The 26705-nt window shown below is 70.9% G+C and carries 24 protein-coding genes; 10 read left to right on the top strand and 14 right to left on the bottom strand.

Going from position 1 to position 26705, the window contains the following annotated elements; genetic code table 11:
* Window positions 1-1008, bottom strand: coding sequence for a hypothetical protein (locus ACFV9D_RS36100; RefSeq protein ID WP_385156287.1), 1008 nt, complete (start codon window positions 1006-1008; stop codon window positions 1-3).
* Window positions 1009-1182: 174 nt separating this feature from the next.
* Window positions 1183-3795 (bottom strand): aminopeptidase N, encoded by a 2613-nt coding sequence (gene pepN, locus ACFV9D_RS36095; protein ID WP_385156284.1) that lies wholly within the window; start codon window positions 3793-3795, stop codon window positions 1183-1185.
* Between the two features lie 136 nt (window positions 3796-3931).
* On the opposite strand from pepN, the gene ACFV9D_RS36090 reads away from it, so the two are divergent.
* Complete coding sequence (locus ACFV9D_RS36090; RefSeq protein ID WP_385156281.1) at window positions 3932-4567, top strand: DsbA family protein; 636 nt, start codon at window positions 3932-3934, stop codon at window positions 4565-4567.
* A gap of 155 nt (window positions 4568-4722) precedes the next feature.
* Here ACFV9D_RS36090 and ACFV9D_RS36085 read toward each other — a convergent pair whose 3' ends face one another.
* The 3 genes from ACFV9D_RS36085 to ACFV9D_RS36075 all read right to left on the bottom strand — a co-directional run bounded on the left by ACFV9D_RS36085 (window position 4723) and on the right by ACFV9D_RS36075 (window position 8460).
* On the bottom strand, window positions 4723-5364 hold the full coding sequence (locus ACFV9D_RS36085; RefSeq protein ID WP_385156278.1) for a superoxide dismutase: 642 nt from the start codon (window positions 5362-5364) through the stop codon (window positions 4723-4725).
* Between the two features lie 167 nt (window positions 5365-5531).
* A complete protein-coding gene (locus ACFV9D_RS36080) occupies window positions 5532-6950 on the bottom strand; it encodes an amino acid permease (RefSeq protein WP_385156275.1) in 1419 nt (472 codons plus the stop codon).
* A gap of 115 nt (window positions 6951-7065) precedes the next feature.
* Entirely contained in the window at window positions 7066-8460 is a 1395-nt protein-coding gene (locus ACFV9D_RS36075) for an amino acid permease (protein ID WP_385156272.1), read from the bottom strand.
* Between the two features lie 264 nt (window positions 8461-8724).
* Here ACFV9D_RS36075 and ACFV9D_RS36070 point away from each other — a divergent pair, with 264 nt between their 5' ends.
* Window positions 8725-9318, top strand: coding sequence for a biotin transporter BioY (locus ACFV9D_RS36070; protein WP_385156269.1), 594 nt, complete (start codon window positions 8725-8727; stop codon window positions 9316-9318).
* On the opposite strand, the gene ACFV9D_RS36065 is transcribed toward ACFV9D_RS36070, so the two are convergent.
* Window positions 9299-10651 (bottom strand): FAD-binding oxidoreductase, encoded by a 1353-nt coding sequence (locus ACFV9D_RS36065; protein ID WP_385156267.1) that lies wholly within the window; start codon window positions 10649-10651, stop codon window positions 9299-9301. The two genes, ACFV9D_RS36070 and ACFV9D_RS36065, sit on opposite strands and share 20 nt — an antisense overlap.
* Window positions 10652-10735: 84 nt before the next feature.
* On the bottom strand, window positions 10736-12181 hold the full coding sequence (locus ACFV9D_RS36060) for an amino acid permease (RefSeq protein WP_385156264.1): 1446 nt from the start codon (window positions 12179-12181) through the stop codon (window positions 10736-10738).
* Window positions 12182-12365: 184 nt separating this feature from the next.
* Here ACFV9D_RS36060 and ACFV9D_RS36055 point away from each other — a divergent pair, with 184 nt between their 5' ends.
* From ACFV9D_RS36055 to ACFV9D_RS36045, 3 genes are all read left to right on the top strand, one after another.
* Complete coding sequence (locus tag ACFV9D_RS36055) at window positions 12366-12854, top strand: ribose-5-phosphate isomerase (protein WP_385156261.1); 489 nt, start codon at window positions 12366-12368, stop codon at window positions 12852-12854.
* A 73-nt stretch (window positions 12855-12927) separates the two neighbouring features.
* Complete coding sequence (locus tag ACFV9D_RS36050) at window positions 12928-13737, top strand: Fpg/Nei family DNA glycosylase (RefSeq protein ID WP_385156258.1); 810 nt, start codon at window positions 12928-12930, stop codon at window positions 13735-13737.
* 48 nt (window positions 13738-13785) lie between these two features.
* Complete coding sequence (locus tag ACFV9D_RS36045) at window positions 13786-14616, top strand: PaaX family transcriptional regulator C-terminal domain-containing protein (protein ID WP_385156255.1); 831 nt, start codon at window positions 13786-13788, stop codon at window positions 14614-14616.
* On the opposite strand, the gene ACFV9D_RS36040 is transcribed toward ACFV9D_RS36045, so the two are convergent.
* The 4 genes from ACFV9D_RS36040 to ACFV9D_RS36025 are packed head-to-tail and all read right to left on the bottom strand — an operon-like array spanning window position 14607 to window position 18367.
* Window positions 14607-15062 (bottom strand): MaoC family dehydratase, encoded by a 456-nt coding sequence (locus ACFV9D_RS36040; RefSeq protein WP_385156253.1) that lies wholly within the window; start codon window positions 15060-15062, stop codon window positions 14607-14609. The genes ACFV9D_RS36045 and ACFV9D_RS36040 overlap by 10 nt on opposite strands.
* Window positions 15059-16552 (bottom strand): o-succinylbenzoate--CoA ligase, encoded by a 1494-nt coding sequence (gene menE, locus ACFV9D_RS36035; protein WP_385156250.1) that lies wholly within the window; start codon window positions 16550-16552, stop codon window positions 15059-15061. Before menE ends, ACFV9D_RS36040 begins: the two co-directional genes overlap by 4 nt.
* A gap of 10 nt (window positions 16553-16562) precedes the next feature.
* Window positions 16563-17438: an amidohydrolase family protein gene (locus ACFV9D_RS36030; RefSeq protein WP_385156335.1), complete on the bottom strand. Its 876-nt coding sequence runs from the start codon at window positions 17436-17438 to the stop codon at window positions 16563-16565.
* Between the two features lie 11 nt (window positions 17439-17449).
* Window positions 17450-18367 carry an SDR family NAD(P)-dependent oxidoreductase gene (locus ACFV9D_RS36025; RefSeq protein WP_385156247.1) on the bottom strand — a complete coding sequence of 306 codons (918 nt, stop codon included), beginning with the start codon at window positions 18365-18367 and terminating at the stop codon, window positions 17450-17452.
* A 149-nt stretch (window positions 18368-18516) separates the two neighbouring features.
* Between ACFV9D_RS36025 and ACFV9D_RS36020 the strand changes: the two genes are divergently transcribed.
* The 3 genes from ACFV9D_RS36020 (at window position 18517) to ACFV9D_RS36010 (ending at window position 21821) form a co-directional block, all read left to right on the top strand.
* Window positions 18517-18978 (top strand): MarR family winged helix-turn-helix transcriptional regulator, encoded by a 462-nt coding sequence (locus ACFV9D_RS36020; protein WP_385156244.1) that lies wholly within the window; start codon window positions 18517-18519, stop codon window positions 18976-18978.
* A gap of 174 nt (window positions 18979-19152) precedes the next feature.
* Entirely contained in the window at window positions 19153-20484 is a 1332-nt protein-coding gene (locus ACFV9D_RS36015; protein ID WP_385156241.1) for an MFS transporter, read from the top strand.
* A complete protein-coding gene (locus ACFV9D_RS36010) occupies window positions 20481-21821 on the top strand; it encodes an alpha/beta hydrolase family protein (protein ID WP_385156238.1) in 1341 nt (446 codons plus the stop codon). The genes ACFV9D_RS36015 and ACFV9D_RS36010 overlap by 4 nt, the downstream gene beginning before the upstream one ends.
* Before the next feature lie 173 nt (window positions 21822-21994).
* Here ACFV9D_RS36010 and ACFV9D_RS36005 read toward each other — a convergent pair whose 3' ends face one another.
* Complete coding sequence (locus ACFV9D_RS36005; protein WP_385156235.1) at window positions 21995-23224, bottom strand: GNAT family N-acetyltransferase; 1230 nt, start codon at window positions 23222-23224, stop codon at window positions 21995-21997.
* 107 nt (window positions 23225-23331) lie between these two features.
* Between ACFV9D_RS36005 and ACFV9D_RS36000 the strand changes: the two genes are divergently transcribed.
* Complete coding sequence (locus tag ACFV9D_RS36000; protein ID WP_385156232.1) at window positions 23332-24477, top strand: PP2C family protein-serine/threonine phosphatase; 1146 nt, start codon at window positions 23332-23334, stop codon at window positions 24475-24477.
* Window positions 24478-24556: 79 nt separating this feature from the next.
* Here the strand turns inward: ACFV9D_RS36000 and ACFV9D_RS35995 are convergent, their stop codons facing one another.
* Window positions 24557-25675: an acyltransferase family protein gene (locus ACFV9D_RS35995; RefSeq protein WP_385156229.1), complete on the bottom strand. Its 1119-nt coding sequence runs from the start codon at window positions 25673-25675 to the stop codon at window positions 24557-24559.
* Between the two features lie 343 nt (window positions 25676-26018).
* On the opposite strand from ACFV9D_RS35995, the gene ACFV9D_RS35990 reads away from it, so the two are divergent.
* The gene (locus tag ACFV9D_RS35990; protein WP_385156226.1) at window positions 26019-26213 is read left to right on the top strand and encodes a hypothetical protein; all 195 of its coding nucleotides are present in this window, start codon (window positions 26019-26021) and stop codon (window positions 26211-26213) included.
* A 28-nt stretch (window positions 26214-26241) separates the two neighbouring features.
* Here the strand turns inward: ACFV9D_RS35990 and ACFV9D_RS35985 are convergent, their stop codons facing one another.
* Window positions 26242-26607, bottom strand: a complete 366-nt coding sequence (locus ACFV9D_RS35985; protein WP_385156223.1) for an amphi-Trp domain-containing protein — start codon at window positions 26605-26607, stop codon at window positions 26242-26244.
* Window positions 26608-26705 lie beyond the last annotated feature (98 nt).

Below are 26705 nucleotides of genomic sequence, written 5' to 3'. Positions count from 1 at the left end.
TCACCGGGGCAGGACGACGACGTAGGCGGCGGGCTGCCGGTCCGACGCGGCCATCAGGGCCGTACGGACCACGGTGGCCTGCTGGTCCATCGCCTCGCGCAGCTTGCGCGGGGTGATGTGGACGACCGTGATGCCGAGCCGCTCCAGGTGCTCGCGCTTGCGGGTGTACTCCGACCACAGGGCGTCGTCGTCCTGCCGCGGCGCCCGGGTGTCCAGCTCCACCGCCACCGCCTGCTCCGGCCAGTACGCGTCGAGGCCGCCGAGGTGTGGGCCACCGGGCAGCCGCAGGTCCACGTTCCACAGCGGGTCGGGCAGCGCGAACTCCCGCACCATCTCGTACAGCCGCTCCTCGGCGATGCTCCGCCCCTCCGCGAGCAGCGAGTCCACGGCGTCCACCACGTGCGGCCGGGTGAGCAGCCGGGCCCGGTTCAACTCCCGTACCACCGTGCCGGGCTCGCAGTGTCCGCCGCGGACCGCCTCGGTGAGCAGCCGGCGCACCACACCCGCGTCGGTCAGACCGGACACGGCGTCGGCGAGTGCGCGGGCGACCGGGGCGACCGGGACGCCGGTGATCTCCAGCGCCTCCGGCATCTCCTGGGCCCGCACCACCCGGACCCAGCCGGTGGACCGCAGCCGGCGGGTGCGCGGCACGAGGACGTCGATCCGATCCAGGGAGAGCAGCGGGGGAGCGGACGAGAAGCGGTGCAGGGCGAGCGCGGCGAGCCCGGTGATCATCGAGTCGGGGCCCTGGGAGGGCGCCCCGCCGGAGCGGCGGGCGTAGAGGAGCGCTGCCTGCAGCCGGTCCTCGCTGGTGGGCTGCCCGGGGTGCAGCAGGAGGACTCCGGGGAGGATCTGCTGCCACCCGCCGCCCGGCCGGCAGTGCGCGGAGATCTCGGCGCCGGAAAGGCCCTGAGCGCGCAACTGGGCGGCGGACAGGATGCGTTGCCGGTTTCCGGCGACCGGGGGGAGGGGGAGCGGGCGGGGGCTGATGGGGGTGTTGTGGTTCATGACGGGGGTCTTCCGCTCCCCGAGCCCCCGCTAACCGCTGTTACAAGCGCGTCGCCAAACCGGGACAACCTCGTCCTAAAGTACGCACGTTCGACTGCCGATGAGGCGTGGCCTACGCACCGGGGTGCGGCGCCCGGTCAAGGACGCCGCACCCCGGGGCTGTGCCGCAAAGGGTTACGCCCCCGCGTCGCACTTCTGCGCCCGCAGCGCCCTCGCCAAGTCGTCCCGGCCCTCGAGGACCAGACGCCGCAGCGCCGGCGCAGCCGACTCGTGCGCGGCGAGCCACGCGTCCGTCGAGGCCAGGGCCGTCTCGCCCTGGAGGCCCGGGAACAGCCCCCGCACCACGTCCATCCCGATCTGGATCGAACGCTCCGCCCACAGCCGCTCGATCGCCGCGAAGTACTTCTCCGCGTACGGCGCGATCAGCTCCCGCTGCGACGGCTGGGCGAAGCCCGCGATCGTCGCCTCCACCAGCGCGTTCGACAGCGTGTCCGACTCGACGACCTGCGCCCAGGCCTGCGCCTTGACCGCCGCCGAGGGCCGGGCCGCCAGACAGCGGACCTGGTGGCGCTTGCCGGTCGCCGTGTCGTCACGGGCCAGCTCCTCGGCGATCCGGGCCTCGTCGGCCCTGCCGTGCGCGGCCAGCGGCTCCAGGAACGACCAGCGCAGCTCCTGGTCCACGTCGAGGCCGTCGATCTTCGCGGTCCCGTCGAGCAGCCCCTCGAGCAGCTGGAAGTCCGCGTCGGAGTCGGCGACGGCCGCGAAGAACCGCGCCCAGGTCAGCTGGTGCTCGCTGCCCGGCTCGGCCACCCGCAGCTCGCGCAGCCCGCCCTCGGCGAGCAGCCGGCCGCCCTCGGCGCGCCACTCGGGCGCCGCGTAGTGCGTGACCGCCGACCGCGCCCAGGCGTGCACCATCTGGAGCACGCCGATGTCCGTCTCACGGCCCGCGAAGTCCAGCACGACCGCCACGAAGTCCCGGGCCGGCATCAGGCCGTCCCGCGTCAGGTTCCACAGCGCCGACCAGCACAGCGCCCGCGCCAGGGGGTCCGTGATGTCGCCCAGGTGCGCCCGGAGGGTCGCCAGGGACCGCTCGTTGAAACGGACCTTGCAGTAGGTCAGGTCGTCGTCGTTGACGAGCACCAGGTCGGGCTCGGCCGACCCCGCCAGCTCGGCCACGACCGTGCGCGCCCCGACGACGTCGGTCTCGGCCCGCGCGTACCGGACGAGCTCGCCGTCCACCGACAGCTTGTACAGGCCGACGGCCGCCCGGTGCGGACGGCCCGCCGACGAAGTCGGCTGATCGAGCACAGCGTCCCCGGCCTGGACGACGGCCAGCTCGGTGATCCGGCCCTCCGCGTCGTACGTCACCTCCGGCGTCAGCGTGTTGACGCCCGAGGTCTGCAGCCAGGACCGCGACCACGCCTTCATGTCGCGCCCGGAGGTCTCCTCCAGGACCGACAGCAGATCGGCCAGGCGCGTGTTCCCGTACGCGTGGCGCTTGAAGTAGCGGCGCGCGCCCTCCATGAACGCGTCCCGGCCCGCGTACGCCACCAGCTGCTTCAGGACCGAGGCGCCCTTGGCGTACGTGATGCCGTCGAAGTTCAGCTTGGCGTCCTCCAGGTCACGGATGTCGGCCGTGATCGGGTGGGTGGACGGCAGCTGGTCGGCGCGGTACGCCCACGACTTGCGGTTGTTGGCGAAGGTCACCCAGCTGTTGGTGAAGCGGGTCGCCTCGGCCAGCGAGAAGGAACCCATGAAGTCGGCGAAGGACTCCTTCAGCCACAGGTCGTCCCACCACACCATGGTGACCAGGTCGCCGAACCACATGTGCGCCATCTCGTGCAGGATGACGTTCGCCCGGCGCTCGTACGCCGCCTGCGTGACCTTGCCCCGGTAGATGTACTCCTCGCGGAAGGTCACCATGCCCGGGTTCTCCATCGCGCCGAGGTTGTACTCGGGGACGAAGGCCTGGTCGTACTTCCCGAAGGGGTACGGGTAGTCGAAGTTGTCGTGGAAGAAGTCGAAGCCCTGCTTGGTGATCAGGAAGACGTCGTCCGCGTCGAAGTGCTTCGCGAGCCCCTTGCGGCACATCGCGCCGAGGGGGATCTCGAGTTCGGACCCGTCGGCCAGGGTGCGCCGGTACGTGTCCGTGACGTAGTGGTACGGGCCGGCCACGACACACGTGATGTACGTCGAGATCGGCGCCGTCTCCGCGAACCGCCACACCCCGTCGGCGTCCTGCTCCCCGGCGCCGTTGCTCCACACGGTCCAGCCCTCGGGGGCGGTCACCGAGAAGCGGTGCGGGGCCTTCAGGTCCGGCTGCTCGAAGGTCGCGTACACGCGGCGGGCGTCGGCCGGCTCGTACTGCGTGTACAGGTAGACCTCGCCGTCCTCCGGGTCGACGAAGCGGTGCATGCCCTCGCCCGTCCGGCTGTAGGCGCACTGCGCGTCCACCACGAGCACGTTCTCGTCAGCGAGGCCGTCCAGCGCGATCCGCGCGCCGTCGAAGACGGCGGCCGGGTCGAGCGCGCGCCCGTTCAGCTCGACGGAGGTCACGGCGGGGGCGATCAGGTCGACGAACGTGGCGGAGCCCGTGCCGGTACGGCGGAAGCGGATCGTCGTCACCGAGCGGAAGGTACGCACCCTCCCCCTGCCTTCGGCGGGGGTACTCCCATCCCCGGACTCGCCGACCGCCGAGCGCAGATCGAGGGCGACCTCGTACCCGTCGACGGACAGCAGCGCGGCCCGCTCGCGGGCCTCGTCGCGGGACAGATTCTCACCGGGCACGGTCACTCCTTCGTGGCTCGTTCGAAACAGCACCGATCCTCCCATGTGCCACTGACGCCCGGCACTCGGGGAATGCCGCGGCCGAGGCGTGGCGTTGCAGCTTGCGGCGCATAGGTATTCATCCACGAGGAGTGACATGTCCGAGAGCAGGACCACCGCAGACTTCTGGTTCGACCCGCTGTGCCCCTGGGCGTGGATGACGTCCCGCTGGATGCTCGAGGTGGAGAAGGTCCGTCCGGTCGACGTGCGCTGGAAGGTGATGAGCCTGGCCGTCCTCAACGAGGACAGGCTGGACGAGGTCCCGGTCGAGTACCGGGAGATGCTGGAGACCAAGGCCTGGGGCCCGGTCCGCGTGGTGATCGCGGCCCAGCAGCAGCACGGCGACGAGGTCGTCGGCAAGCTCTACACCGCGCTCGGCACCCGCTTCCACAACAACGGCGAGGGCCCCACGCGCGAGGCGATATCCGCGGCCCTCGCGGACGTCGGCCTGCCGGCCGAGCTGGCGGACTACGCCGACAAGGACACGTACGACACCGAGCTGCGCGCCTCCCACAAGGAGGGCATCGACAAGGTCGGCCAGGACGTCGGCACGCCGGTCATCTCCGTCCCGGGCGCGGACGGCGACCAGGTGGCCTTCTTCGGCCCGGTCGTGACGCCGACCCCGCGTGGCGAGGCGGCGGCCCGGCTGTGGGACGGCACACTGCTGGTGGCGTCGACGCCCGGCTTCTACGAGATCAAGCGCACGCGGACGGCGGCGCCGAGCTTCGAGTAGGCCCCTTCGGGATCCCCTGAACGGAACGACCCCCGCGAGTCGCCCCCAGAGCTGCCTCTGGGGGTGCCCCCAGTCCTCGCGGGGGTCGTTCTTTCATCCGCCTGCGACGTGAAGGTTGAGAAGACGATCACGAGCAGGACGACTGAGGGCGCCGATCAGATGGAGATCAGCGGCACGGACGTCTTGGCGGCCTGGTAGCGCTTGTTCACGTCCTGCCAGTTGACGACCTGCCACATGGCCTCGATGAAGTCCACCTTCTGGTTCCTGTACTGCAGGTAGAAGGCGTGCTCCCAGGCGTCGAAGACCAGGACCGGGATCGAGCCCTGGCCGACGTTGCCCTGGTGGTCGTAGACCTGCTCGACGATCAGCCGGCCACTGATCGGCTCGTACGCGAGCACACCCCAGCCGGAGCCCTGGGTGGTCGCGGATGCCTTGGTCAGCTGGGCCTTGAACTTCGCGAAGGACCCGAAGGACTCGGTGATCGCGTCCGCGAGCTCACCGACGCCGTCCGCGGCCAGCGGCTCGCCGCCGCCCTCCTTCGGGCTGTCCATGTTGTTCCAGTAGATGCTGTGCAGGATGTGGCCGGAGAGGTGGAACGCGAGGTTCTTCTCCAGGCCGTTGATCGAGCCCCACTGCTCCTTGTCGCGCGCCTCTTCCAGCTGCTCGAGGGTGTCGTTGGCGCCCTTGACGTACGCGGCGTGGTGCTTGTCGTGGTGCAGCTCGATGATCTGCGGATTGATCACCGGCTCCAGCGCCGCGTAGTCGTACGGCAGTTCCGGAAGGGTGTAGATCGCCATGTGCCGAGCCTCTCGCTGCTGCTGATGCTTATTGCAACCTATATGCAAGTGCAGGCTAACAGCAGGAGTGCCCCCGAGTTGATCAGTCCTTGGGCCTAGGACTCGCGGCGGAAAACGCGGAACCCCCGGACCGACCGGTCCGGGGGTTCCGTACGTACGCAGGGGGGTCAGGCGTCCTGCGGGGCCGACGCGCGGACCTTCTGGAGCACGAAGCCGATCACCGCGAGCAGCGCCGTGAGGCCGCCCGTCCAGTACAGCTGGACCCGGGTGCCCTCCTCGCGCGCCATCAGGAAGAAGATCGCCGCCATGCCGGCCAGCGCCACCCAGGTCAGCACCGGGAACGCCCACATCTTCACGACCAGCTTCTCCGGCGCCTCGCGCTCGGTCCGGCGGCGCAGCAGCAGCTGCGAGACGGCGATGAAGAACCAGACGACGAGGATGATCGCGCCGATGGTGTTCAGGAGCCAGATGAAGATGTCGTCGGGCCGCCAGTAGCTCAGCAGCACGCACAGGAAGCCGAAGACCGAGGAGACGAGCACGGCGGGCCGCGGCACGCCGCCGAAGGTCCGGCCGAGCGCCTTCGGGCCCTGGCCGCGGGCGACCAGCGAGGTGGCCATCCGGGAGGCGCCGTAGATGTTGGCGTTCATGGCCGACAGCAGGGCGATCAGCACGACCACGTTCATGATCTGGCCGGCGGCCGGGATGCCCAGGTGGTCGAGGGTGGCGACGTACGGGCCCTTCTCGACGACCGCCTTGTCCCCCCACGGCACGAGCGTGACGATGACCGCCATCGAGCCGATGTAGAAGAGCGCGATGCGCCACATCGCCGTACGGACCGCCTTGGCGACGCCCTGCACGGGGTGCTCGGACTCGGCCGCGGCGATGGTGACGGTCTCCAGACCGCCGTACGCGAAGACGGAGGCGAGCAAGCCGACGATCAGTCCCTCGGAGCCGTTCGGGAAGAAGCCGCCGTCGCCGGTGAGGTTCGTCGTGCCGGGGGCGTCCGTGCCGGGCAGTACGCCGACGATGGCGAGCACGCCGATGCCGAGGAAGAGGACGATCGCGCCGACCTTGAGGGCCGCGAACCAGAACTCGAACTCGCCGAAGTTCTTCACCGCCGCCAGGTTGGTCACGCAGAACACCAGCATGAAGAGAGCCACCCAGGCCCACTCCGCGGTGTCCGGGAACCAGCCGGTCATGATCTTCGCGGCGCCGATGCCCTCCAGGCCGACGGCCACGCAGAGCAGGAACCAGAAGGCCCAGCCCGCCGTGAAGCCCGCCCACGGGCCGATCGCGCGCTCGGCGTGCACGGAGAAGGAGCCGGAGGCCGGGTTGGCCGCCGACATCTCGCCGAGCATGCGCATCACGAGCATGACGAGCAGACCGGAGATGGCATAGGCGACCACGATCGAGGGACCGGCGGCGGCGATGCCGGCACCGGAACCGACGAAGAGGCCGGCGCCGATGACGCCACCGAGGGCGATCATCGAGAGATGACGCTGCTTGAGGCCGTGCGTGAGTCCCTGCGAGGGGGGCGTCCCGTCGACCTTGCGGTCGACGGGCTCGGGCGCGGTGGTCCGTGACATGGGCAGCCCTGTTCATTGGCTGAGACGGGGGAACGGCCCACAGTCTGGGTGGGTGCACCGCTTACAGGGAACAGATGTCCGCTATACGGGCACGAGCTTCACACAAGGTGAAGGATTACCTCCGCTTCGTGCGCAATTCTCGCACCCACGCCACCAGCAGGACGGCCCCGGTGGCCGCGCCCGACCAGAGCACCTGCGGCCGCGCCCCCTCGTCGCTCAGCATCAGCATCAGGACGGCCGCCATCGCGGCCAGCGCCGCCCAGGTCAGCCACGGGAAGCCCCACATCCTCAGCGTCAGGGTCTCCGGCGCCGCGCGCTCGATCCGGCGGCGCAGCCTCAGCTGGGAGACGGCGATCAGACCCCAGACGAAGAGGAGCACGGCGCCGACCGCGTTGAGCATGTAGAGGAAGACCGAATCCGGCCACTTCAGATTGAGCAGCACGGAGACGAAGCCGAAGGCCACCGACGCCAGCACCGCCCGGCGCGGCACGCTCCCGCCCGAGACCTTCAGCAGGCCCTTCGGCGCCTCGCCGCGCTCGGCGAGCGAGAAGATCATCCGCGAGGAGCCGTAGAGGTTGGCGTTGAGCGCCGAGAGCAGCGCCACGAAGACCACGACGTTCATGATCTGGCCGGCCGACGGCACCCCGATGGAGTCGAGCACGGCGACGTACGGCGACTGGCCCGGCTTCATGGAGGTCCAGGGCAGCAGGGTCACGATGACCAGCATCGAGCCGACGTAGAAGAAGAGGATCCGCCACACCGCGCTGCGCACCGCACGCGCCACGTTGCGCGCCGGGTCGTCCGACTCGGCGGCCGCGATCGTCACGACCTCCAGACCGCCGAAAGCGAAGACGACGGCGAGGACACCGGAGACCACGCCCTCCCAGCCGTTGGGCAGGAAACCGCCCTGGCCGGTCAGGTTCGCCATCCCCACCGGGTCCGTCTCGGGCAGCCAGCCGACGACGGCCAGCGTCCCCAGGACGAGGAAGAGGACGATCGCGCCGACCTTGAGCGCGGCGAACCAGAACTCGAACTCGCCGAAGTTCTTCACCGCCGCGAGGTTGGTCGCGGTGAACACGAGCATGAAGATCAGGACCCAGCCCCACTGCGGGACGCCGGGCACCCAGCCGTGCGCGATCTGCGCCGCGCCCGTCGCCTCCACCGCGAGGACGACGACCAGCAGGAACCAGTACAGCCAGCCCACCGAGAAGCCCGCCCAGCGGCCGAGCGCCCGCTCGGCGTGGACGGAGAAGGCGCCCGAGGCCGGCATGGCCGCCGACATCTCGCCGAGCATCCGCATGATCAGCATGGCCAGCGTGCCCGCGATCAAATACGAGAGGACGATGCCGGGCCCGGCCACCGCGATCCCCGCGCCCGAGCCGACGAAGAGCCCGGCCCCGATGACCCCGCCGAGCCCCAGCATCGTCAGATGACGCTGCTTCAGCCCGTGGGAGAGCGGCTCCGATTCGGGGGCGAGGGGCGCCGAGGCGACAGGAGGTGCGTCGTGCATGTGGGGGCTCGTGCCTTCGGAAGCGATCGGAAGCGTTTATGGAGACCCCACAGTGTCGCTGGTGGTCGCCCCCTGGCGCAAAATGGCCCCCGGTGCAGCTCCTCGCCGTGACAAGCGTCACGTGGCGCGCGGCATGGATCCCGTTCTTTGTGTGATCTCCACGAAGAGCTCAACCTCCCCTTTGTGGGCGGCTGATGGTGATCGAGCGTTCACTCCTCGGCTACGGTCGAGCTGTCCCAGCCTTCCTCACCCCGCGGAGTACCGATGAGCACCGCCGTCGCCCCCGTCCGTTCCCTCCGCTCCGGGACGGTCCTCGCCGACCTGCTGCCGTCCAGCCGCGCGCGTGACATCGCGCTCGTCGTCGGCGGCGCCGCGCTCACCGGCATCGCCGCGCAGATCGCCGTCCCGGTCCCCGGCTCCCCGGTGCCCGTCTCCGGCCAGACCTTCGCCGCCCTGCTCGTCGGCACGGCGCTCGGCGCCCGCCGCGGCTTCCTCTCCCTGGCCCTGTACGCGGTCGTCGGCATGGCGGGCGTGCCCTGGTTCGCCCAGGCCACCTCCGGCTACGCGATGCCCTCCTTCGGCTACATCCTCGGCATGCTGCTGGCCGCGACCGTCGTCGGCGCCCTCGCGCGCCGCGGGGCCGACCGCTCCGTGCTCCGCACGGCGGGCGCGATGGCGCTCGGCTCCGCGATCATCTACGCGGTCGGCGTGCCCTACCTGGCCTTCGCCACGGGCATGACGTTCGCGCAGGCGGTGGCCGCCGGTCTGACCCCGTTCCTGATCGGCGACGCGCTCAAGGCCGCGCTCGCGATGGGCGCGCTGCCGACCGCCTGGAAGCTCATCGGCCGGAAGGGCTGACGCCCTCGGGCACGATGTTGTAGTTCCTGCGGAAGAGGTTCGCCGGGTCGTACGTCGCCTTGACCCGGGCGAGCCTCTTCCGCGTTTCGGCGTCGTACAGCCCCTCCGTACGCTCGCCGTCCCCGAACAGGAAGTTCAGTGCCCGGCCGGTGGCCCACGGCGCGATCGTGCGCTCCACGCGCGCGTGGAGCTCCTTGATCGGTCCCGGTCCGTCCTCGCCGATCGGGTACAGCGCCCGCACGAGGAAGCGTGCGTCGCGGTGCGGTACCGCGTTGGGCTGCTCCTTGGTGAGCGCGCCGCCCAGGTGGCTGATCTGGAGCACGGCCATCCGGTCGGCCTCGGGCCCGGTGAGCCGCAGCAGTTCGGCGGCGGCAGCCACCTCCAGATCGCTCACGGTGATGCCGTCGCCCCAGTAGGCGTGCGGGAAGTCCGGGTCGCTGTGGATCGTGTGGCTCTCGGTGTACGGCATCTCCCGCAGCGAGTCCGAGCGTGCGGGACCGATCGCCCGCAACGGCGCGACGAGCCGCTCGCCTTCGGTCGCGTCCCCGGTGAACGCGAGCTTCACCGACACGAGGTAGGCGCCGCGCAGCTGCTCCGGCACCACCGGGATGTCCGGGTAGACGAGGGCCGTGAACGTCGACGTCACCGTGTCCGGCACGGTCTCGGTCCACTCCCGGTACGCCCGCACGATCGTGGCCGGGTCCACCCGACGGCCGTCGAAGGAGATCGCTCCGCCGTACAGCCGCGAGACCGGGACCAGGCCCACCTCCATCGCGGTCACCACACCGAGGTTCTGTCCTCCGCCGAGCAGTCCCCTGTACAGCTCCGGATCGCTCGCGGCCGTCACCTGCCGCAGCGTGCCGTCCGCCGTGACCACGTCGAGCGCGCGCACATGGTCGGCGGTCCAGCCGAACTCCCTCGCGAGGATCCCCAGACCCCCGCCCAGCGTGTACGAGACCGCCCCGACGCCGGGCGCGGACCCGTTCAGCGGGGCGAGACCGTACGGGGCGGCCGCCTCGACGACCTGCGCCCAGCGCACCCCGGCCGCCACGCGCGCGGTACGGCCCTCGGCGTCGATCCGGACCTCGTCCATCCGCCGGGTGGTGATCAGCAGGCCGCCCTCGGCCGCGCCGGGCAGCCCGTGCCCGGTGGCCTGGACGCCGACCGGAAGCCCGCGCGAGGCCGCGTAGGAGACGGCGGCCCGGACCTCCTCGGCGTCGGTGGCCCCGACGATCAGCTCGGGGCGGACGGCGAAGCCGGTCTGGAAACCGGCGAGCTCCTCGTCGTACCCGGCGTCGCCGGGTCGGAAGACGTACTGCGCGGCGATGGACATGAGAAAGCTCTCCGTTCCTTGGGGGTTTCCCTGAGACACGGAGAGCTTCTCGTTCATACCTGACAGAACCCGTCAGGTATGGATTCAGTCCTTGGTGACGGGCTCCGCGGTCTTGCCGAAGCGGTCGCGGACCACGGCGATGGCCACCACCAGGCCGGCCACCAGCAGCGACAGCAGGACCTGCTCACGGGCGGAGCCGCCGTTGTAGAGCATGTAGCCGAGGACGAAGACGATCATCGCGATGGTCGCCCAGGTCAGGTACGGGAAGAGCCACATCTTGACGAGCAGCTTCTCCGGGGACTCCCGCAGGATGATCTTCCGCATGCGCAGCTGCGAGAAGCAGATGACCAGCCAGACGAAGAGCGCGATCGCACCGGACGCGTTCAGCAGGAAGGCGAAGACGGTGTCGGGCCACTTGTAGTTGAAGAAGACGGCGACGAAGCCGAAGATCACCGATCCGATGATGGCGGCCTGCGGCACGCCCTTCGCGTTCGTCCGGCCGAAGGCCTTCGGAGCGTCACCGCGCCGGCCGAGGGAGTGGGCCATGCGGGAGGCGGTGTAGAGGCCCGAGTTCAGGCAGGACAGCACCGCGGTCAGGATGATGACGTTCATGATCTGACCGGCGTGCGGGATGCCGATCGAGTTGAGCGCCGCGACGTACGAGCCGTCCTTCTCCAGCGACGGGTCGTTCCACGGCAGCAGCGAGACGACCACCAGGATCGAGCCGAGGTAGAAGATGCCGACTCGCCAGATCACGCTGTTGGTGGCCTTGGCGACCGCGCGGCGCGGGTCCGAGGACTCGCCGGCGGCGAGGGTGACGATCTCGCTGCCCATGAAGGAGAAGACGACCATCAGGATGCCCGTGAGGATCGCGCCGTAGCCGTTGGGCAGGAAGCCGCCGTGCTCGGTGAGGTTGCTCAGTCCGGCGCTCGAGGTGTCCGCACCCGGCAGGACGCCGAAGATCGCGAGCCCGCCGACCACGATGAAGGCGGCGATGGCGACGACCTTGATGCCGGCGAACCAGAACTCGAACTCACCGTAGGAGGCGACCGAGCCGAGGTTGGTGACGGTCAGGACGACCATCACGATCAGCGCCCAGGCCCACTGCGGGACGGACGGGATCCAGCCGTTCAGGATGTCCGCACCCATGGTCGCCTCGACGGCGAGCACGACGACCCAGAAGAACCAGTACAGCCAGCCGATGGAGAAGCCCGCCCAGCGTCCGAGCGCCCGGTCGGCGTGCGCCGAGAAGGAGCCGGAGGTCGGGTTGGCCACGGACATCTCGCCGAGCATCCGCATGACGAAGACGACCATCGTGCCCACGAGCGCGTAGGACAGCAGGATGCCGGGGCCTGCGGCCTTGATGCCGGCCGCGGAGCCGCCGAAGAGTCCGGCGCCGATGACACCACCGATGGCGATCATCGAGAGGTGGCGGTTCTTGAGACCGGCCTTGAGTCCGTCGGACTGCTGCGAATCACCGGGATTACCGGTGGCGCTGCCTTCCTTCGCAAGGGTCGGCTGCGTGTTCATGAACGCTTCCTTAAGTGTGGGGGGCGCTCGGGTCACGAGCCCGAGCATTCAACACCGAGGGGCGGGGTGATCGGAAGACCCGATTCCGGATCGTTGCGTAAGGGGCGAAGGTCCACACCAATACGGACCAAGGCCCCGACCCCGCTGACCGCTACCCAGGCCCTGCCGTGCCACACTCGGAACCATGCGCGTGTACCTCGGCTCCGACCATGCCGGCTTCGAACTCAAGAACCACCTCGTCGAGTGGCTGAAGGCCCATGGCCACGAGCCCGTCGACTGCGGTCCCCACATCTACGACGCCCTGGACGACTACCCGCCGTTCTGCCTGCGCGCCGCCGAGAAGACGGCCGCGGACCCGGACAGCCTGGGCATCGTCATCGGTGGCTCGGGCAACGGCGAGCAGATCGCCGCGAACAAGGTGAAGGGGGTGCGCGCGGCCCTCGCCTGGAGCGTGCAGACCGCCGCCCTCGGCCGTGAGCACAACAACGCCAACGTCGTCGCCATCGGCGGCCGGATGCACACCCAGGACGAGGCAACCACCTTCGTCGAGGTCTTCCTCAAGACCCCGTACTCCGGTGACGAGCGTCACACCCGCCGGATCGACATGCTCACCGCGTACGAGACCACCGGCGAGCTCCCCCCGATCCCGGCCCACCACCCGCAGCAGGGCTGACCCGCCCGAGTCCGTGCCGCCGGGCCGGCCCGGCGGCACGGCCATGCCGTCCCGCACGTCCAGGAGAGCAGCAGTGCCCGAGGGGCATACGATCCACCGCCTGGCCGAGGACCACCTCGACCGCTTCGCGGGCCGGCCCGTCCGCGTGAGCAGCCCGCAGGGGAAGTTCTCCGACAGCGCGGCGCTGCTGGACGGACTGGTCCTCGACGGAGTCGACGCCCACGGCAAGCACCTCTTCCTGGGCTTCGAGGACACCGGCTGGATCCACGTCCACCTCGGCCTCTTCGGCAAGCTCGGCTTCGGTACGGCTCCGGCGCCGCCGCCCACCGACACGGTCCGGCTGCGCCTCGTCAACGACGACCACTACGCGGATCTGCGCGGTCCCACCACCTGCGCGCTGATCACCGAACCCGAGAAGCGGGCGATACACGACCGCCTCGGCCCGGATCCGCTCCGGAACGGCGACGACCCCGACAAGGCGTGGCGCCGGATCTCGAAGTCCCGTATGACGGTCGCGGCCCTGCTCATGGACCAGAAGGTCATCGCGGGCGTCGGGAACGTGTACCGCGCGGAGGTCCTCTTCCGCCACGGCATCGACCCGTACCGCGCCGGCAAGGACCTGACGCGTCGCGAGTGGGACGCGATCTGGGACGACCTCGTGGCTCTGATGCGCGAGGGCGTCCGCCACAACCGCATCGACACCGTCCGCCCCGAGCACACCCCCGAGGCGATGGGCCGCCCGCCGCGCGTCGACGACCACGGCGGCGAGGTCTACGTCTACCGCCGGGCCCTCCAGGCCTGCCACATCTGTGGCGGCGAGATCCGCACCGCCGACCTCGCCGCCCGCAACCTCTTCTGGTGCCCGGGCTGCCAGCGACGCTGACACCCGGCCCCTGCGGCCCGCCGTCGCCCCCGGCGTACGGTGGGCCGCGTGACCACGGAAGAGCCGCTGCGCCCCCAGTCCCTGATGCTCACGTTCCTGGGCGACCAGGTGCTCGGGCGCGAGGTCTGCGTGTACTCGGGGAGCGTCATCGACGTCTTCGCGCGCGCCGGCGTCGGTGAGCAGGCGACCCGCTCGACGCTGACCCGGATGGTCAACCGCGGTCTGCTGCGCCGCCAACGGGAGGGCCGCCGGATGTACTTCGGCCTCACCGAACGCTCGGAGGAGGTGCTGCGCGACGGCGAACGGCGCATCTGGCGGACCGGCGCGGTCAACCGGCACTGGGACGGCACCTGGACCCTGCTCGGCTTCTCCCTGCCCGAGTCCTGGCAGCGCCAGCGGCACGACCTGCGCGCGAAGCTCACCTGGAGCGGCTTCGGACCGCTGTTCAACGGGTTGTGGGTCGCGCCCGGAGACGTGGACGTCTCGGCGCTCGTGGCCGAACTCGGTCTGTCCGCCCATGTGAAGGTCTTCCGCGCCCACGCCGACAGCGCGACGGACATCGGCGCGATGATCGGGGAGACCTGGGAGCTGTCCGAACTGGCCGCGCGTCACGAGGCGTTCGTACGGCGCTGGCAGCCCTGGCGGACCGAGCTGCCGGAGCCGGACGAGGCCCTCGCGCTGCGGCTGCGGCTGCAGGCGGAGTGGCTGGGGATCATCCGCGGCGACCCGAGGCTGCCGATCGAGCACCTGCCGGGGGACTGGCCGGCCGAGCGGGCCGAGGAGACGTTCCGTGCGGTGTACGAGCGGCTCGCACCGCTCGCCCAGGACGCCTCGGAACGCCTCCTCGACCTCGTACCCGTACGCGCCGGTCAGGCGTAGAAGCGCGACAGGCTCTGCAGCACGGCCGCCGGCTTCGCGCCGCCCTCGATCTCGATCGTGCCGTCGACCGTGATCTGCACCCCGCCCGGCACGTCCTCGACCTCCGCCAGCCTGCCGACGAGCCGGATCCGCGAGCCGACCTTCACCGGCGAGGGGAAACGCACCTTGTTCAGGCCGTAGTTGACCTTGGTGGCGACGCCCTGGACGTCCAGCAGCTCGGTGAAGAGCGGGATGAAGAGGGAGAGGGTGAGGTACCCGTGGGCGATCGGGGCGCCGAAGGGACCCTCGGCGGCCTTCACCGGATCCACGTGGATCCACTGATGGTCGCCCGTGGCGTCGGCGAAGGTGTCGATGCGCTCCTGGGTGATCTCGATCCACTCGCTGGTGCCGAGCTCGCTGCCGGCGAGCTTCTTCAGGGCGTCGACGCCGTTGACGGTGATGCTCATGTCGTCTTCCTTAGATGGGACTTGAGGAGCTTTCCGGAGGCCGTGCGCGGGAGCGCGTCCACGAACACGACCGATTTCGGGATCTTGTACTTGGCGAGGCGGCCGGCCAGGGAGGCGAGCACCTCGTCCGGGTCGGGCCGGGCGCCCTCGCGGGGCACGACGACCGCGCGCGGCACCTCGCCCCACGTGGAGTCCGGCACGCCGATGACCGCGCACTCCGCGATGTCCGGGTGGCCGAGGAGCAGGTCCTCGATCTCGGCGGGGTAGATGTTCTCGCCGCCCGAGATGATCATGTCCTTGATGCGGTCGACGACGTAGACGTAGGCGTCCTCGTCGATCCGGGCCGCGTCCCCGGTGCGGAACCAGCCGTCCGTGAACGCGGCGGCCGTCGCCTCGGGCAGCCCCCAGTAGCCGGGCATGACGTGCGGCCCGCGCACCACGATCTCCCCGGTCTCGCCGACGTCGACCGGCGTGAGGTCCGGCCGGACCACCCGGATGTCGCTGAAGAAGTGCGGCACGCCCGCCGAACCCGCCTTGCTCACCGCGTGTTCGGCGTCCAGGAACAGCGCGCCCGGAGCCGCCTCCGTCATGCCGTAGCCCTGCAGGAAGGTGAGCCCGCGCTCCTGGTACCGGGCGATCAGCGGGGTCGGGACGGGTGAGCCGCCGCAGGTCAGGATCCGCAGGGACGACAGGTCGGCCCCGTCCCAGCGGGGATGCCGGGCCACCTGGTCGAACATCGTCGGCACCCCGAACATGAAGGTGATCCGGTGCCGTTCGATCAGGTCGAGGGTGGTGTCCGGGGCGAAGGCCTCGACCAGGACGCAGGTGCCGCCCTTGAGCAGCACCGGCAGCGTGAGCATGTTGAGGCCGGCGGTGTGGAACAACGGGGCGGAGACCAGGGCGCGTTCGTCGGCGATCAGATCGTGGTCGACGAGGACGTTGAACGCGTTCCAGGTCAGGTTGGCATGGGTGAGCATGGCGCCCTTGGGACGGCCGGTCGTCCCCGAGGTGTACATGATGATGCAGGTGTCGTCGCCGGAGACCGGCTCGTCGATCGGCTCGGCGGAGGCCCCGGCCAGCGCCTCCTCGTACGCGGCGCCGACCTCGACGTACGTACGGACACCGACGCCGCCCGCCACCCCTTCGACCAGCTCGCGGTGTGCGGGGCCGTGGACGAGGACCGTGGCCCCGGCGTCGGCGAGCTGGTAGGCGATCTCCGGGCCGGCGAGGCGGGTGTTGAGCGGGACGAAGACCGCGCCGAGCGTGGCCGCGGCGAACAGGGTCTCCAGAAAGGAGGGGTGGTTGGGGCCGAGGTAGGCGATCCGGTCGCCCCGGCGCACGCCACGGGCGCGCAGGGCATGGGCGAGGCGGGTGGTGCGCGCGTACAGCTCGGCGTACGTGACCGTGGTGTCGTGGTGGATCAGGGCCGTCCGGCGGGGGGTCTTGCGGGCCCGGCGGGCCGGCCAGGACCCCACTCCCTCGTTGCGCATCGGCGGGTCCCTACGGTTTCGTCAGACCGAGCAGGCGGGCGGCGTTGTCCTTGAGGATCCTCGGCCTGACCTCGTCCTTGATCGGCAGCTGCGCGAAGTCCGCGAGCCAGCGGTCCGGGGTGAGGACGGGGTAGTCGGAGCCGAAGAGGACCTTGTCCTTCAGCAGGGTGTTGGCGTACCGCACCAGCTGCGGCGGGAAGTACTTCGGCGACCAGCCAGACAGGTCGATGTGGACGCCCGGCTTGTGGGTGGCCACCGCGAGGGCCTCGTCCTGCCAGGGGAAGGACGGGTGCGCCAGGATGATCTTCAGATGCGGGAAGTCGGCGGCGACGTCGTCGACGTACAGCGGGTTGGAGTACTTCAGCCGGATCCCGCCGCCCCCGGGCACTCCGGCGCCGATGCCGGTCTGGCCCGTGTGGAACAGGGCGATGGCGCCGGTCTCCTCGATCACCTCGTACAGCGCGTACGCCACCGAGCGGTCGTTGGGGAAGAACCCCTGGATGCTGGGGTGGAACTTGAAGCCCCGTACCCCGTACTCCTCCACGAGCCGCCGCGCCTGACGGACGCCCGCCTTCCCGCGGAAAGGGTCGATCGACGCGAAGGGGATGAGGACGTCCGCGTTGGCGGCCGCGGCCTCGGCGACCTCCTCGTTCGGGACCGGCGCGGTGCCGGTGGCGGACTCGGCGTCGACGGTGAAGACGACCGCGGCCATCTTCCGCTCCCGGTAGTAGGCGGCCATCTCCGCCACGGTCGGCTTTCGGTCGCCCTCGACCTTGAAGTAGGCGGAGGAGGCGTCGTGCAGGTCGTCGTCCAGCGAGGAATGGCCCTGGGCGGAGACCTCTGCGTGGGTGTGGACGTCGATCGCGACGAGTTCGTCGAGGTTCATGGAGGGGGACATCACGCCTCCGGCAGCCGGGGCGCGGGGATGCCCACCGTCTGGAGTTCGGCGCCGACCGAGGTGGGCCAGGCGTCGGCGAGGGTGTCCGGCGTCCAGCCGCCGTCCGCGTACGCCGCCCTGACCTCCTGCGGGTGCGACCAGAGGGTCACCCGGTCGCCGCCGATGCCGATGGCCTGGCCCGTGATGGTGCGGGCCGCCTCCGAGGCGAGGAAGGGGACGAGGGCCGCGCAGTCCTCGGGGGTGCCGAAGCCCTCGCCCTTGCGCAGGAAGTCCGGCAGAGGCGCGCCGTTCCGCATCGCCTCGATGTACGGCGCGAAGGCGGGGATGGTCTCGGTCATCGCGGTCGCCGCGACCGGCACGATCGCGTTGACGGTGACGCCGGCGCGCGCCAGCTCCATGGACCAGGTACGGGCGAGGGCGGCGATGCCGGCCTTCGCGGCGGCGTAGTTCGTCTGCCCGAAGTTGCCGCGCTGTCCGGCGGGGGAGCCGACCAGGATCAGGCTGCCGCCCTCGCCCTGCTCGCGCATCCGGACGGCGGCGGCGCGAGCACAGGTGAAGGTGCCCCTCAGATGCGTGGTCAGGACCGCGTCGAAGTCCTCGTCGGTCATCTTCCACAGCACCTTGTCGCGCAGGATGCCGGCGTTGGTGACCAGGATGTCGAGCCTCCCGAACTCCTCGACCGCACGGTTCACGAGCCGGTCGGCGGCGTCGGCGGTGCCGACCGCGACCACCTCGGCCACGGCCGTGCCGCCCGCTTCGGTGATGGCCTTCACGGCCTGCTCGGCCACGGCCTCGTCCACGTCGTTGACGACGACGGACGCTCCGTGTGCGGCCAGGGCCTGGGCGTACGCGAGGCCGAGGCCCCGGCCGCTGCCGGTGACGACGGCGGTCTTGCCAGTGAGATCGATGGGGGGCACGAACGGTCCTTTCGCAAGGGGTGCGGCGGTGAGATCGAAGCTAAGAGCAATCATTGTCGACGTCAATAGTTGTTGCCGTAAGGCTCGTGCGTCAGACTGGTGCCGTCGTCCGCACACCGCCCCGCCCGGGGCCGACCAGGGAGTCCGCCATGAACCCCGCCCCCATCGACGAGCACGAGCCCTGGATGCGCGGGCTGCATGCGGACAGCGGCTACCTGCTGTACCGGCTCGGCCTGCGCTCCGGGCAGCTGTTCAACGCCTTCCTCCAGGAGTCGGGCGTGCGCCTGCGTCACTACGCGGTGCTGCGCTTCCTCGCCACGTCCGACGGCGCGCTCCAGCGTGAGCTGAGCACCCGCCTCGGCTACGACCCGAGCGCGATCGTCGGCCTGGTCGACGACCTCGAGAAGCTCGGCTTCGCCGAGCGCCGCCCTGCCCCCGACGACCGCCGCAGCCGGATCGTCGTGCTGACCGAGGACGGCCGTGCCTTCCTGCGCGACACCGACGAGGCGGGGAGGCGGGTGACCAACGAGCTGGTCGCCCCGCTCGCCGCGGCCGAGCGGGAGGTTCTGCACGCCCTGCTGTTGCGCATCGCGGAGGACGGGCTCGGCTGACCGGGCGGGGTTGATGTTGTGCAAATGATTGACGGCTGCACGGTTGATGCCTAACTTCACCGGGGCATCGGTGTGTTCACCCCGCCGGTGACACGCCATCGCCTCGGCAGCAGGGAGCCAGCTGTGCAGCCATCCCGCTCATCCGCTCGTCAATCCGCCCCGGAATCACGGCAGTTGCGCCGCGTCGCACTGTCCGGACTGCTCGGCACCGCCGTCGAGTTCTACGACTTCCTCGTGTACGGCACCGTCGCCGCGCTCGTCTTCGGCGAGCTGTTCTTCCCCGGCGCCGACCCCACGGTCGGCACCATCGCGGCCTTCGGCACCTTCGCCGCGGGCTATGCGGCCCGCCCGTTGGGCGGCATCGTCTTCGGCCACTTCGGCGACCGGCTCGGCCGCAAGTCGATGATGCTGCTGACCATGGTGCTGATGGGCTGCGGCAGCTTCCTCATCGGCCTCCTGCCGACCTACGACGCGATCGGCGTCTGGGCACCCGTCCTCCTCGTGGCCCTGCGGGTCGTGCAGGGCGTGGCGATCGGCGGCGAGTGGGGCGGCGCGACCCTGATGGTCGTCGAGCACGCCGAGCGCACCCAGGGCTCCCGACGGGGCCTGTGGTCCAGCTTCACCCAGCTCGGCGCCCCGCTCGGCGCCGTGCTCTCGGCCGGCGTCGTCACCCTCGTCTCCGGACTCCCCGACGAGCAGTTCCGCTCCTGGGGCTGGCGGGTGCCCTTCCTGCTGAGCGTCCTCCTGCTCGCCGTCGGACTCTTCGTCCGCCTCAAGGTCGCCGAGAGCCCGCTCTTCGAACAGGCCAGGGCACAGGCCAAGACGCGCGGCGGTCAGGAGCCGCCGGCCAGGCCGCCCCTCGTGGAGGTGCTGCGCCGGCCCGGACCCGTCCTGCGCGCCGCCTGCGTCGGCATCGGCGCGTTCACCGCGCAGTCCCTGCTGACCGGCTTCATGATCTCGTACGCGGTCGGCCACGGGTACAGCCGCCCGCAGGTGCTCACCGCCGTGACCGTCGCGTCCGCCGTCGCCCTGTTCGTGCTGCCCGCCGCCTCGGCGCTGTCCGACCGCGTCGGCCGTCGCCCGGTCGTCCTCGCCGGAGCACTCGCCTCCGCCGCGCTCGCCTTCCCCGTGCTCGCCCTGGTGGACTCCGGCTCCCCGGGCCTGCTGATCCTCGGCCTCGCCCTCGGCCACGGCGTCGCCCAGTCCACGATGTACGGCCCGCTCGGCGCCCTGCTCACCGAGATGTTCGGCACCCGCGTCCGCTACACCGGCGCCTCCCTCGGCTACCAGGCCGCCACGCTCGTCGGCGCCGGCTTCTCCCCGCTGATCGCGAGCAGCCTGGTGGCCTCGTCCGGCGGCTCCGGCACCCCCGTGTCCCTGCTGCTGTGCGGCGGCGCGGCCGTGACCGCGCTCACCGTGTGGCGCCTGCGCGAGACACGCGGCGACGCCCTCGACTCCCCGGCTCCGCGAGCCGCCGCCCCCACCCCGGAAGGGACGCCCCGTTGAAGATCCGTACCGCACTGACGGCCGTCGCCCTGTGCGCCCTGACCACGCCACCCGCACACGCCGCACAGGCCGCCATGGACACCCATGTCGAGGGACGACTGCCCTCCGGCGCCGCGTACCTGATGGACGTGCCCGGCGCCTGGAACGGCACCGTCCTGCTCTACAGCCACGGCTACCGCGCGGCAGGGTGGCCCAACCCCGCCCAGAACGCGCCGAGTCCGGAGACGCGCGACAGGCTCCTCGCCCAGGGCTACGCACTCATCGGCTCCTCGTACGCGACGAACGGCTGGGCCGTCACGGACGCGGTACCCGACCAACTGGCCACGCTCGACCTGTTCACGGAGAGGTTCGGCACCGCCCGGCGCACGCTCGCCTGGGGCACCTCGTACGGCGGACTCGTCACCACCCGGCTGGCCGAGCGGCACGCCGACCGGCTCGACGGCTCGCTGTCCATGTGCGGGCTCCTCCAGGGCGGCGTCGCCAACTGGAACAGCACCCTGGACCCGGTCTTCGCGCTGAAGACCCTGCTCGCGCGGGGCGACGACATCCGGCTCACCGGCTTCGCCGACCAGACCGCAGCGCGGAACGCCTCCCACGCGCTCACCGCGAAGGTCACCGCCGCCCAGCAGACCCCCGAGGGCCGCGCCCGCATCGCCCTCGCCGCGGCCCTGCACGGCATCCCCGGCCACAACGACCCGTCGCAGCAGGAGCCGGGTCCGACCGACTGGGACGCCCAGCAGGCCAACCAGTACACGGCAGTCCAGGGCCTTCTCCAGCTCCCCGCCTTCAGCTGGCGGCAGGAGGCCGAGAGCCGCGCGGGCGGAAACCCCTCGTGGAACACGGGCGTCGACTACACGCGCATGCTCGCCCGCTCGCCCCAGTCCAAGGAGGTGACGGAGCTCTACAAGAAGGCCGGGCTCTCGCTACGCGGAGACCTCACGGCGCTCGACCGCGCGCCCCGGATCTCCGCCGACCCCGGGGCCGTCGGGTGGATGCGGCGGACCAGCACCCTCACCGGGCGGCTGACCGACCCCCAACTCACCCTCCACACGACCGGCGACGCGCTGATCCCCGTCCAGGCCGAGAGCGCCTACCGCCGGACCGTCACCGCGGCCGGCACGGGCCACCTCCTCGCCCAGACGTACGTCGACGGCCCCGGCCACTGCACCTTCACCACGGGCGAGATGCTCGCCGCCCTCCGCGCCCTGGAACACCGCCTCACCACGGGCCACTGGCACACCTCACCGGCAACCTTGAACGCCTGGTCCCACAAGGAGGACCCGACGACCGATCCCAGGTACACCAGGTACAACCCGTACGAGTACCCGCGCGGGTGACGCACCGCGCCCGTTGTGAGCGGCGGCCCGCCTTCCCCCCGTTGTGGGCATTCGTCCCGCTGTGGGGGTCCCCCCAGGGCGAAGCCCTAGGGGGAGGGACGGGTGGGCACAACGGGACGGCGCCCTGGCGGGCGCGTCCGCCCCTCGACCCCCGTGCCCACGAGGCCGGCGCCCTAGAACCCGTGCGGCAACCACGGCGCAACGGGCGACCCGAACGCCACGGACGCCTCCACGAGCGCCCCGTCCCGAAGCTCCCGCACTCGGCCAGCCGCCGCCAGCGACATCAAGCTCACGCCCCCGAGGTACGCCGCCCCCAACTCCCGTACGGACAACGCAAGATCCGCGGCCTCGTCCGTACGGACGCACACCGCCCCCTTCGCGTCCCCCGTCAACCGCCAACGCCCCTCGTTCCACGGACAGAACGCGTCCGCCACCTCGAACACCACGTCCACCGGCGCCTGGTACGTCCGCGCCTCCAACGCCGCGCCCACCTCCACCAGACGCAGATGCAGCGAGTCCCGCTGCGACGGCGCGCACCGCCGCACGTCGGACACCAGGTGCTGCCACGCGTCGTCCACCGGCCGGCTGTGGATCAGGACCGAGGACGTCAGGTCGATCGAGCAGAGGAACCGCCACAGTGCCGCCTCCGCCGCCGGGTCCAGCGCCCCCAGATCCTTCAGCACCACACTGCCCTCGGCCCCGCTCGGGGACCACTCCGGCTTGATCGCGTACAGCGCGTACCCGACGACCTCGCCGTCCCGCTCCGCCAGCACGCACTGCCGCGGCGAGGCACCGCCCCGGTCGCCCTCCGGGTCGAGCAGCGGCAGTCGCTCCCACTCCGGCCGGCGGGCCAGCATTCCGGGCCGGCGCGGCACCAGCCGGGCGTACACCGCCTCGCACGCCGCGGCCGCCTTCGCCGGATCGGCCTGCCGCAGCACGACCTCGTCCGTGCCCTCAGGCACGGTGAGCCGCACCCGGGTCGTGTCGATCGTCGCCTTGGTCTGGTACGTGGCGATGCCGTAGCCGAACCGCCCGTAGATCTCCGGTTCCGAGGCCGTCAGCACGGCCAGCGGCTCGCCCCACGCCCGTACGTCGTCGAGCTGGCGCCGCATCATCGAGCTGAGGATCCCGCGCCGGCGGTGCGTCGCGGCCACGCTCACCATCGTGACGCCCGCCGTGGGCACGATCGCCCCACCCGGTACGGACATCCGGAAGGTGAACGCGCCCGCCGTACCGACACAGCTCTCGCCGTCCCAGACCCCGATGGAGCGCTCGTTTTCGGTCAGGTCCTGCCAGAGCCGCCGCTCCTCCGGGGACTCCGGCACGCCTCCGAAGGCGAGCTCCAGAGTTCCGTACCAGTCGTCCCACTCGGCCGCGTCCAGCACCCGCAGTTCAGTCGTCATATGCCATCGATATCAGCGCCCACCGGATCGTCGCGACCCGATTTCGCGCGCAATGCCTGAGGGGTCCCCCTGCACGAGGTCCGACCGGGTGGATAGGGTCCAGGCCAATGAGAAATCGCGCGGGTGTCGCCTCGTACTCGGCCCGGATGCGCAGGAGCGCACACCGGGTCCGCATCTCCCTGCGCAAGTCCGGTGTCGACTACTTCCGCGGCGAGGGCTCCGACTGGCTCGCCTTCGCCGGACTTCTGCTGACGATCCCGGCGATCACCATCGGCACCCTCGCCGATCCGGTGTGGTGCGCGCCCGCCGCGCTCGTCCTGCCGATCGTGGCCGGAGGGCTGCTCCTGCGCCCCGCGAGTCTGCTCGCGCTGTACGCGGCGGCCGCCGGCGCCCTGATCGTCGAGTCGGTCGTGCTCGGCCCGTACACCCAGGGCCCGGCCCGGGTCACGCCCGGAACGGTCCTGGTCGTCGCCGCCTGCGGACTGTTCGGGCTGCTCATCGCGCAGTTCCGGGCGCGCGTCGGCGTGCCCTGGCGGCGGGGCGGCACCATGCTCTTCGACCTGCGCGAACGCATCCGGGCCCAGAGCGCCCTCCCGCGGCTCCCCAAGGGCTGGCACCGCGAGATGGCGCTGCGCCCGGCCGGCGGCCAGTCCTTCTCCGGCGACTTCGTCGTCGCCGCCCGCACGCACGGCGGCCGGACCCTGGAGGTCCTGCTCACGGACGTGTCCGGCAAGGGAATGGACGCCGGCTCCCGCGCACTGCTCCTCTCCGGGGCCTTCGGCGGACTGCTCGGCTCGCTGCCGCCGCACGGCTTCCTGCCGGCCGCCAACGGCTATCTGCTGCGCCAGGACTGGGACGAGGGCTTCGCCACCTCCATCCACCTGGTCCTCGACCTGGAGTCCGGGGACTACGAGTTGCTGTCCGCCGGGCACCTGCCGGCGCTCCAGCTCCACGCGGGCACCGGGCGCTGGGAGGAGAAGTCCGGCGACGGCCCGCTCCTCGGCGTCTACGACGGCGCCGAGTTCCACCCGGTCAAGGGCTCGCTCCGGCCCGGCGACGTCCTGATGCTCTTCACGGACGGGCTCGTCGAGGCCGCCGACCGGGACATCGCCGAGGGCATCGACCGGCTCACGGGCGAGGCCGACCGCTATGTCGCCTCGGGCTTCGAGGGCGCGGCCTGGCACCTGATCGAGGCCTGCGCGAAGGACGTCAACGACGACCGCGCCCTGCTGCTCATCAGCCGCCAGACCTGATTCCTCACCGCCCGACAAACGGCTCGGCCCCGGACGCTCCCGCTCTCGGGACCGTCCGGGGCCGACGAGCGGCTTCGCCTCAGGCGCGCTTCGCCGCCGTGTCCTTGCGGAAGGCCCAGGCCATCTCGGGTTCCGTGACCCACTTGAGCATCTTGCGCACCGGCGGGGTGCACAGCAGGGTCATCGCCGCGAGCGCGGCGAGGGTCACGACCACCCGGCCCGGCGCGGTGTTCAGCCACGGGTTCTCCTCGAACAGGCCGAGGTAGCTGAGCCCCCGTATCAGGAATCCGTGCAGCACGTAGCCGCAGATGGTGCCCGCGCCGAGCGCCGTGAACCAGCGCCGGCTGCCGGGGACGAGGGAGAGGAACGCCGCCGTCAGCACCAGCGTGCACAGGAAGAGGACGCCGATGAGGAACAGGCCCCGCCCCACGCCGACGCCCATCTCCTGCACGCTCTGGGAGCGGTAGAACCAGCTCAGGAAGAGGGTGGGCGTCAGCCAGTAGAAGAGGGGGACCGCGGCGGCGAACACGAGAAGGGAGGCGATGCGCACCGGCCGCCGTCGCAGGAACACGAAGTGCTCGGGCTTCATGCACAGTCCGAGCACGAAGAACGGCAGGAACTGGAGCACCCGGACCATCTCCAGGGTGCCGCCGATGGCGGGCGTCACCGACGCGAGCGTCGCGATCGCGAGGGACGTCGCCAGCGGCCACCGCACGACGCGCCAGAACGGGGTGGTCAGCCGCCAGATGAACAGGGCGATCAGGAACCACATCAGATACGTGGGGTGGAGCAGGCTGATCGGCCGGAAGGTGCCCGTCCCCCACCGGGTGAACAGCGTGTAGGCCAGCTCGAAGACGACGTACGGCACGGCGACGCCGGTGAGGAGCCGCTTCAGCTGGTCGGGCCGCCCCGTGTAACTGCGGGACAGATAGCCGGACACCAGAATGAAGACCGGCATGTGGAACGTGTAGACGAACATGTACAGGCCTCGGGTGGCCCGGCTTCCCTCGATCACCGCGGGCCAGACGTGCCCCATGACGACGAGGAGGATCGCGAGGTACTTCGCGTTGTCGAAGTAGGGATCGCGTGGCGTGGGTGTGCCGGCGGCGGCGCCCTTGACCTGCGTCGTCGGGACCGACCCCGCCTCCTCACCCTGGGGAAGCGGAGTCCTGGCTATGTTCTGCGTGGCGGAGGACACCCGAGGACCCTAGCTGTGAGGATCCTGTGGCCAAACCATGTGGCGCATAAGGGACATTCAGTTCGTTGGATGGCGGAAATGTACCCTCACTTCGCAATTATGTCCGCCGAATACCGGGCAAATCGCCCTTGGTTGTAGGGGTGTGCTTAATCTCTCTCTTGGGCTTTCGCCCCGCGTTCACGCCGTGGCCGACGGCGCCCCGGAGTCGTGATCTTGTGCGCGACGATTCGTCACCAGGCAGCGGGGGCAGGGGGGTTGATGGCACCATGGAGACAGCGGGGGGTGCGGTGCGACGTGTGCTCCCCGGCGGGCAAGGTGGGACCGACCGAGGGTGTGATCAGTTGTGGCCATTTCACTGTCTGTGGTGCTGCTGTTGGCGGTCATCCTGGTGGTGCTGATCCGCGGCGGGAACCTCAAGGGCGGCCCGGCCGTGGTCGCGGTGCTCTTCGGCTTCTTCCTTGCCTCCACGGGCATGGCCGACGACATCCAGCGCTTCCTGGACTCGATAACGCAGACCGTGGGCTCCATCAAGTTCTGATCCGGCGCCCGCCGGACCCCGGCGCGGCTCAGGCCTTCTTCGCGGCGGCCCGCTTCGACTTCGTACCCCCGCCGGCGCCGCTCCGCGCGGGCTTGGCGGGCGCGGACTTCCGGCTCCGCGCGGGCTTCGCCGCGCTCGCGGCCGCCCGGGCCGGCGCCTTCCGGGGGCTCCCCGTCGGCCAGGTGAACTCGATCTCCAGCTCGATCTCCCCGTCGCTGACCTCGAACTCCACCTCGCTGCGAACGTCGTCGGGGATGCGCAGACTCAGGGTCCCGGAGCCGAACGCCAGCTCCGCCTCGCCGCCCTTCCTCAGCGCGTCCGCGAGCGCCGTGAGCTGATCGGCCGCCTCGATCCGCGACAGCGAGCGCTTCTGCTCGAACTTGAGATCCTTCACGACTGCCTCCGATGCGGCAGAAACAGGGGGACAGTGCCCATTCTCCGGCCGCACCACGGAAAACGCCTCGGGGCCGGGCCGGAGGAGTGAACCTCCTG

Source organism: Streptomyces sp. NPDC059875 (assembly GCF_042731085.1).
Taxonomy (GTDB): domain Bacteria; phylum Actinomycetota; class Actinomycetes; order Streptomycetales; family Streptomycetaceae; genus Streptomyces.
This window is presented reverse-complemented; position numbering and strand designations above follow the sequence as displayed.

What these genes read in the sequence shown, in the direction of transcription:
- ACFV9D_RS36100 (WP_385156287.1), bottom strand. Translation starts at nt 1,008, where the DNA reads ATGAACCACAACACCCCCATCAGCCCCCGCCCGCTCCCCCTCCCCCCG.
- ACFV9D_RS36090 (WP_385156281.1), top strand. Translation starts at nt 3,932, where the DNA reads ATGTCCGAGAGCAGGACCACCGCAGACTTCTGGTTCGACCCGCTGTGC.
- ACFV9D_RS36085 (WP_385156278.1), bottom strand. Translation starts at nt 5,364, where the DNA reads ATGGCGATCTACACCCTTCCGGAACTGCCGTACGACTACGCGGCGCTG.
- ACFV9D_RS36080 (WP_385156275.1), bottom strand. Translation starts at nt 6,950, where the DNA reads ATGTCACGGACCACCGCGCCCGAGCCCGTCGACCGCAAGGTCGACGGG.
- ACFV9D_RS36075 (WP_385156272.1), bottom strand. Translation starts at nt 8,460, where the DNA reads ATGCACGACGCACCTCCTGTCGCCTCGGCGCCCCTCGCCCCCGAATCG.
- ACFV9D_RS36070 (WP_385156269.1), top strand. Translation starts at nt 8,725, where the DNA reads ATGAGCACCGCCGTCGCCCCCGTCCGTTCCCTCCGCTCCGGGACGGTC.
- ACFV9D_RS36065 (WP_385156267.1), bottom strand. Translation starts at nt 10,651, where the DNA reads ATGTCCATCGCCGCGCAGTACGTCTTCCGACCCGGCGACGCCGGGTAC.
- ACFV9D_RS36060 (WP_385156264.1), bottom strand. Translation starts at nt 12,181, where the DNA reads ATGAACACGCAGCCGACCCTTGCGAAGGAAGGCAGCGCCACCGGTAAT.
- ACFV9D_RS36055 (WP_385156261.1), top strand. Translation starts at nt 12,366, where the DNA reads ATGCGCGTGTACCTCGGCTCCGACCATGCCGGCTTCGAACTCAAGAAC.
- ACFV9D_RS36040 (WP_385156253.1), bottom strand. Translation starts at nt 15,062, where the DNA reads ATGAGCATCACCGTCAACGGCGTCGACGCCCTGAAGAAGCTCGCCGGC.
- menE (WP_385156250.1), bottom strand. Translation starts at nt 16,552, where the DNA reads ATGCGCAACGAGGGAGTGGGGTCCTGGCCGGCCCGCCGGGCCCGCAAG.
- ACFV9D_RS36030 (WP_385156335.1), bottom strand. Translation starts at nt 17,438, where the DNA reads ATGAACCTCGACGAACTCGTCGCGATCGACGTCCACACCCACGCAGAG.
- ACFV9D_RS36020 (WP_385156244.1), top strand. Translation starts at nt 18,517, where the DNA reads ATGAACCCCGCCCCCATCGACGAGCACGAGCCCTGGATGCGCGGGCTG.
- ACFV9D_RS36005 (WP_385156235.1), bottom strand. Translation starts at nt 23,224, where the DNA reads ATGACGACTGAACTGCGGGTGCTGGACGCGGCCGAGTGGGACGACTGG.
- ACFV9D_RS36000 (WP_385156232.1), top strand. Translation starts at nt 23,332, where the DNA reads ATGAGAAATCGCGCGGGTGTCGCCTCGTACTCGGCCCGGATGCGCAGG.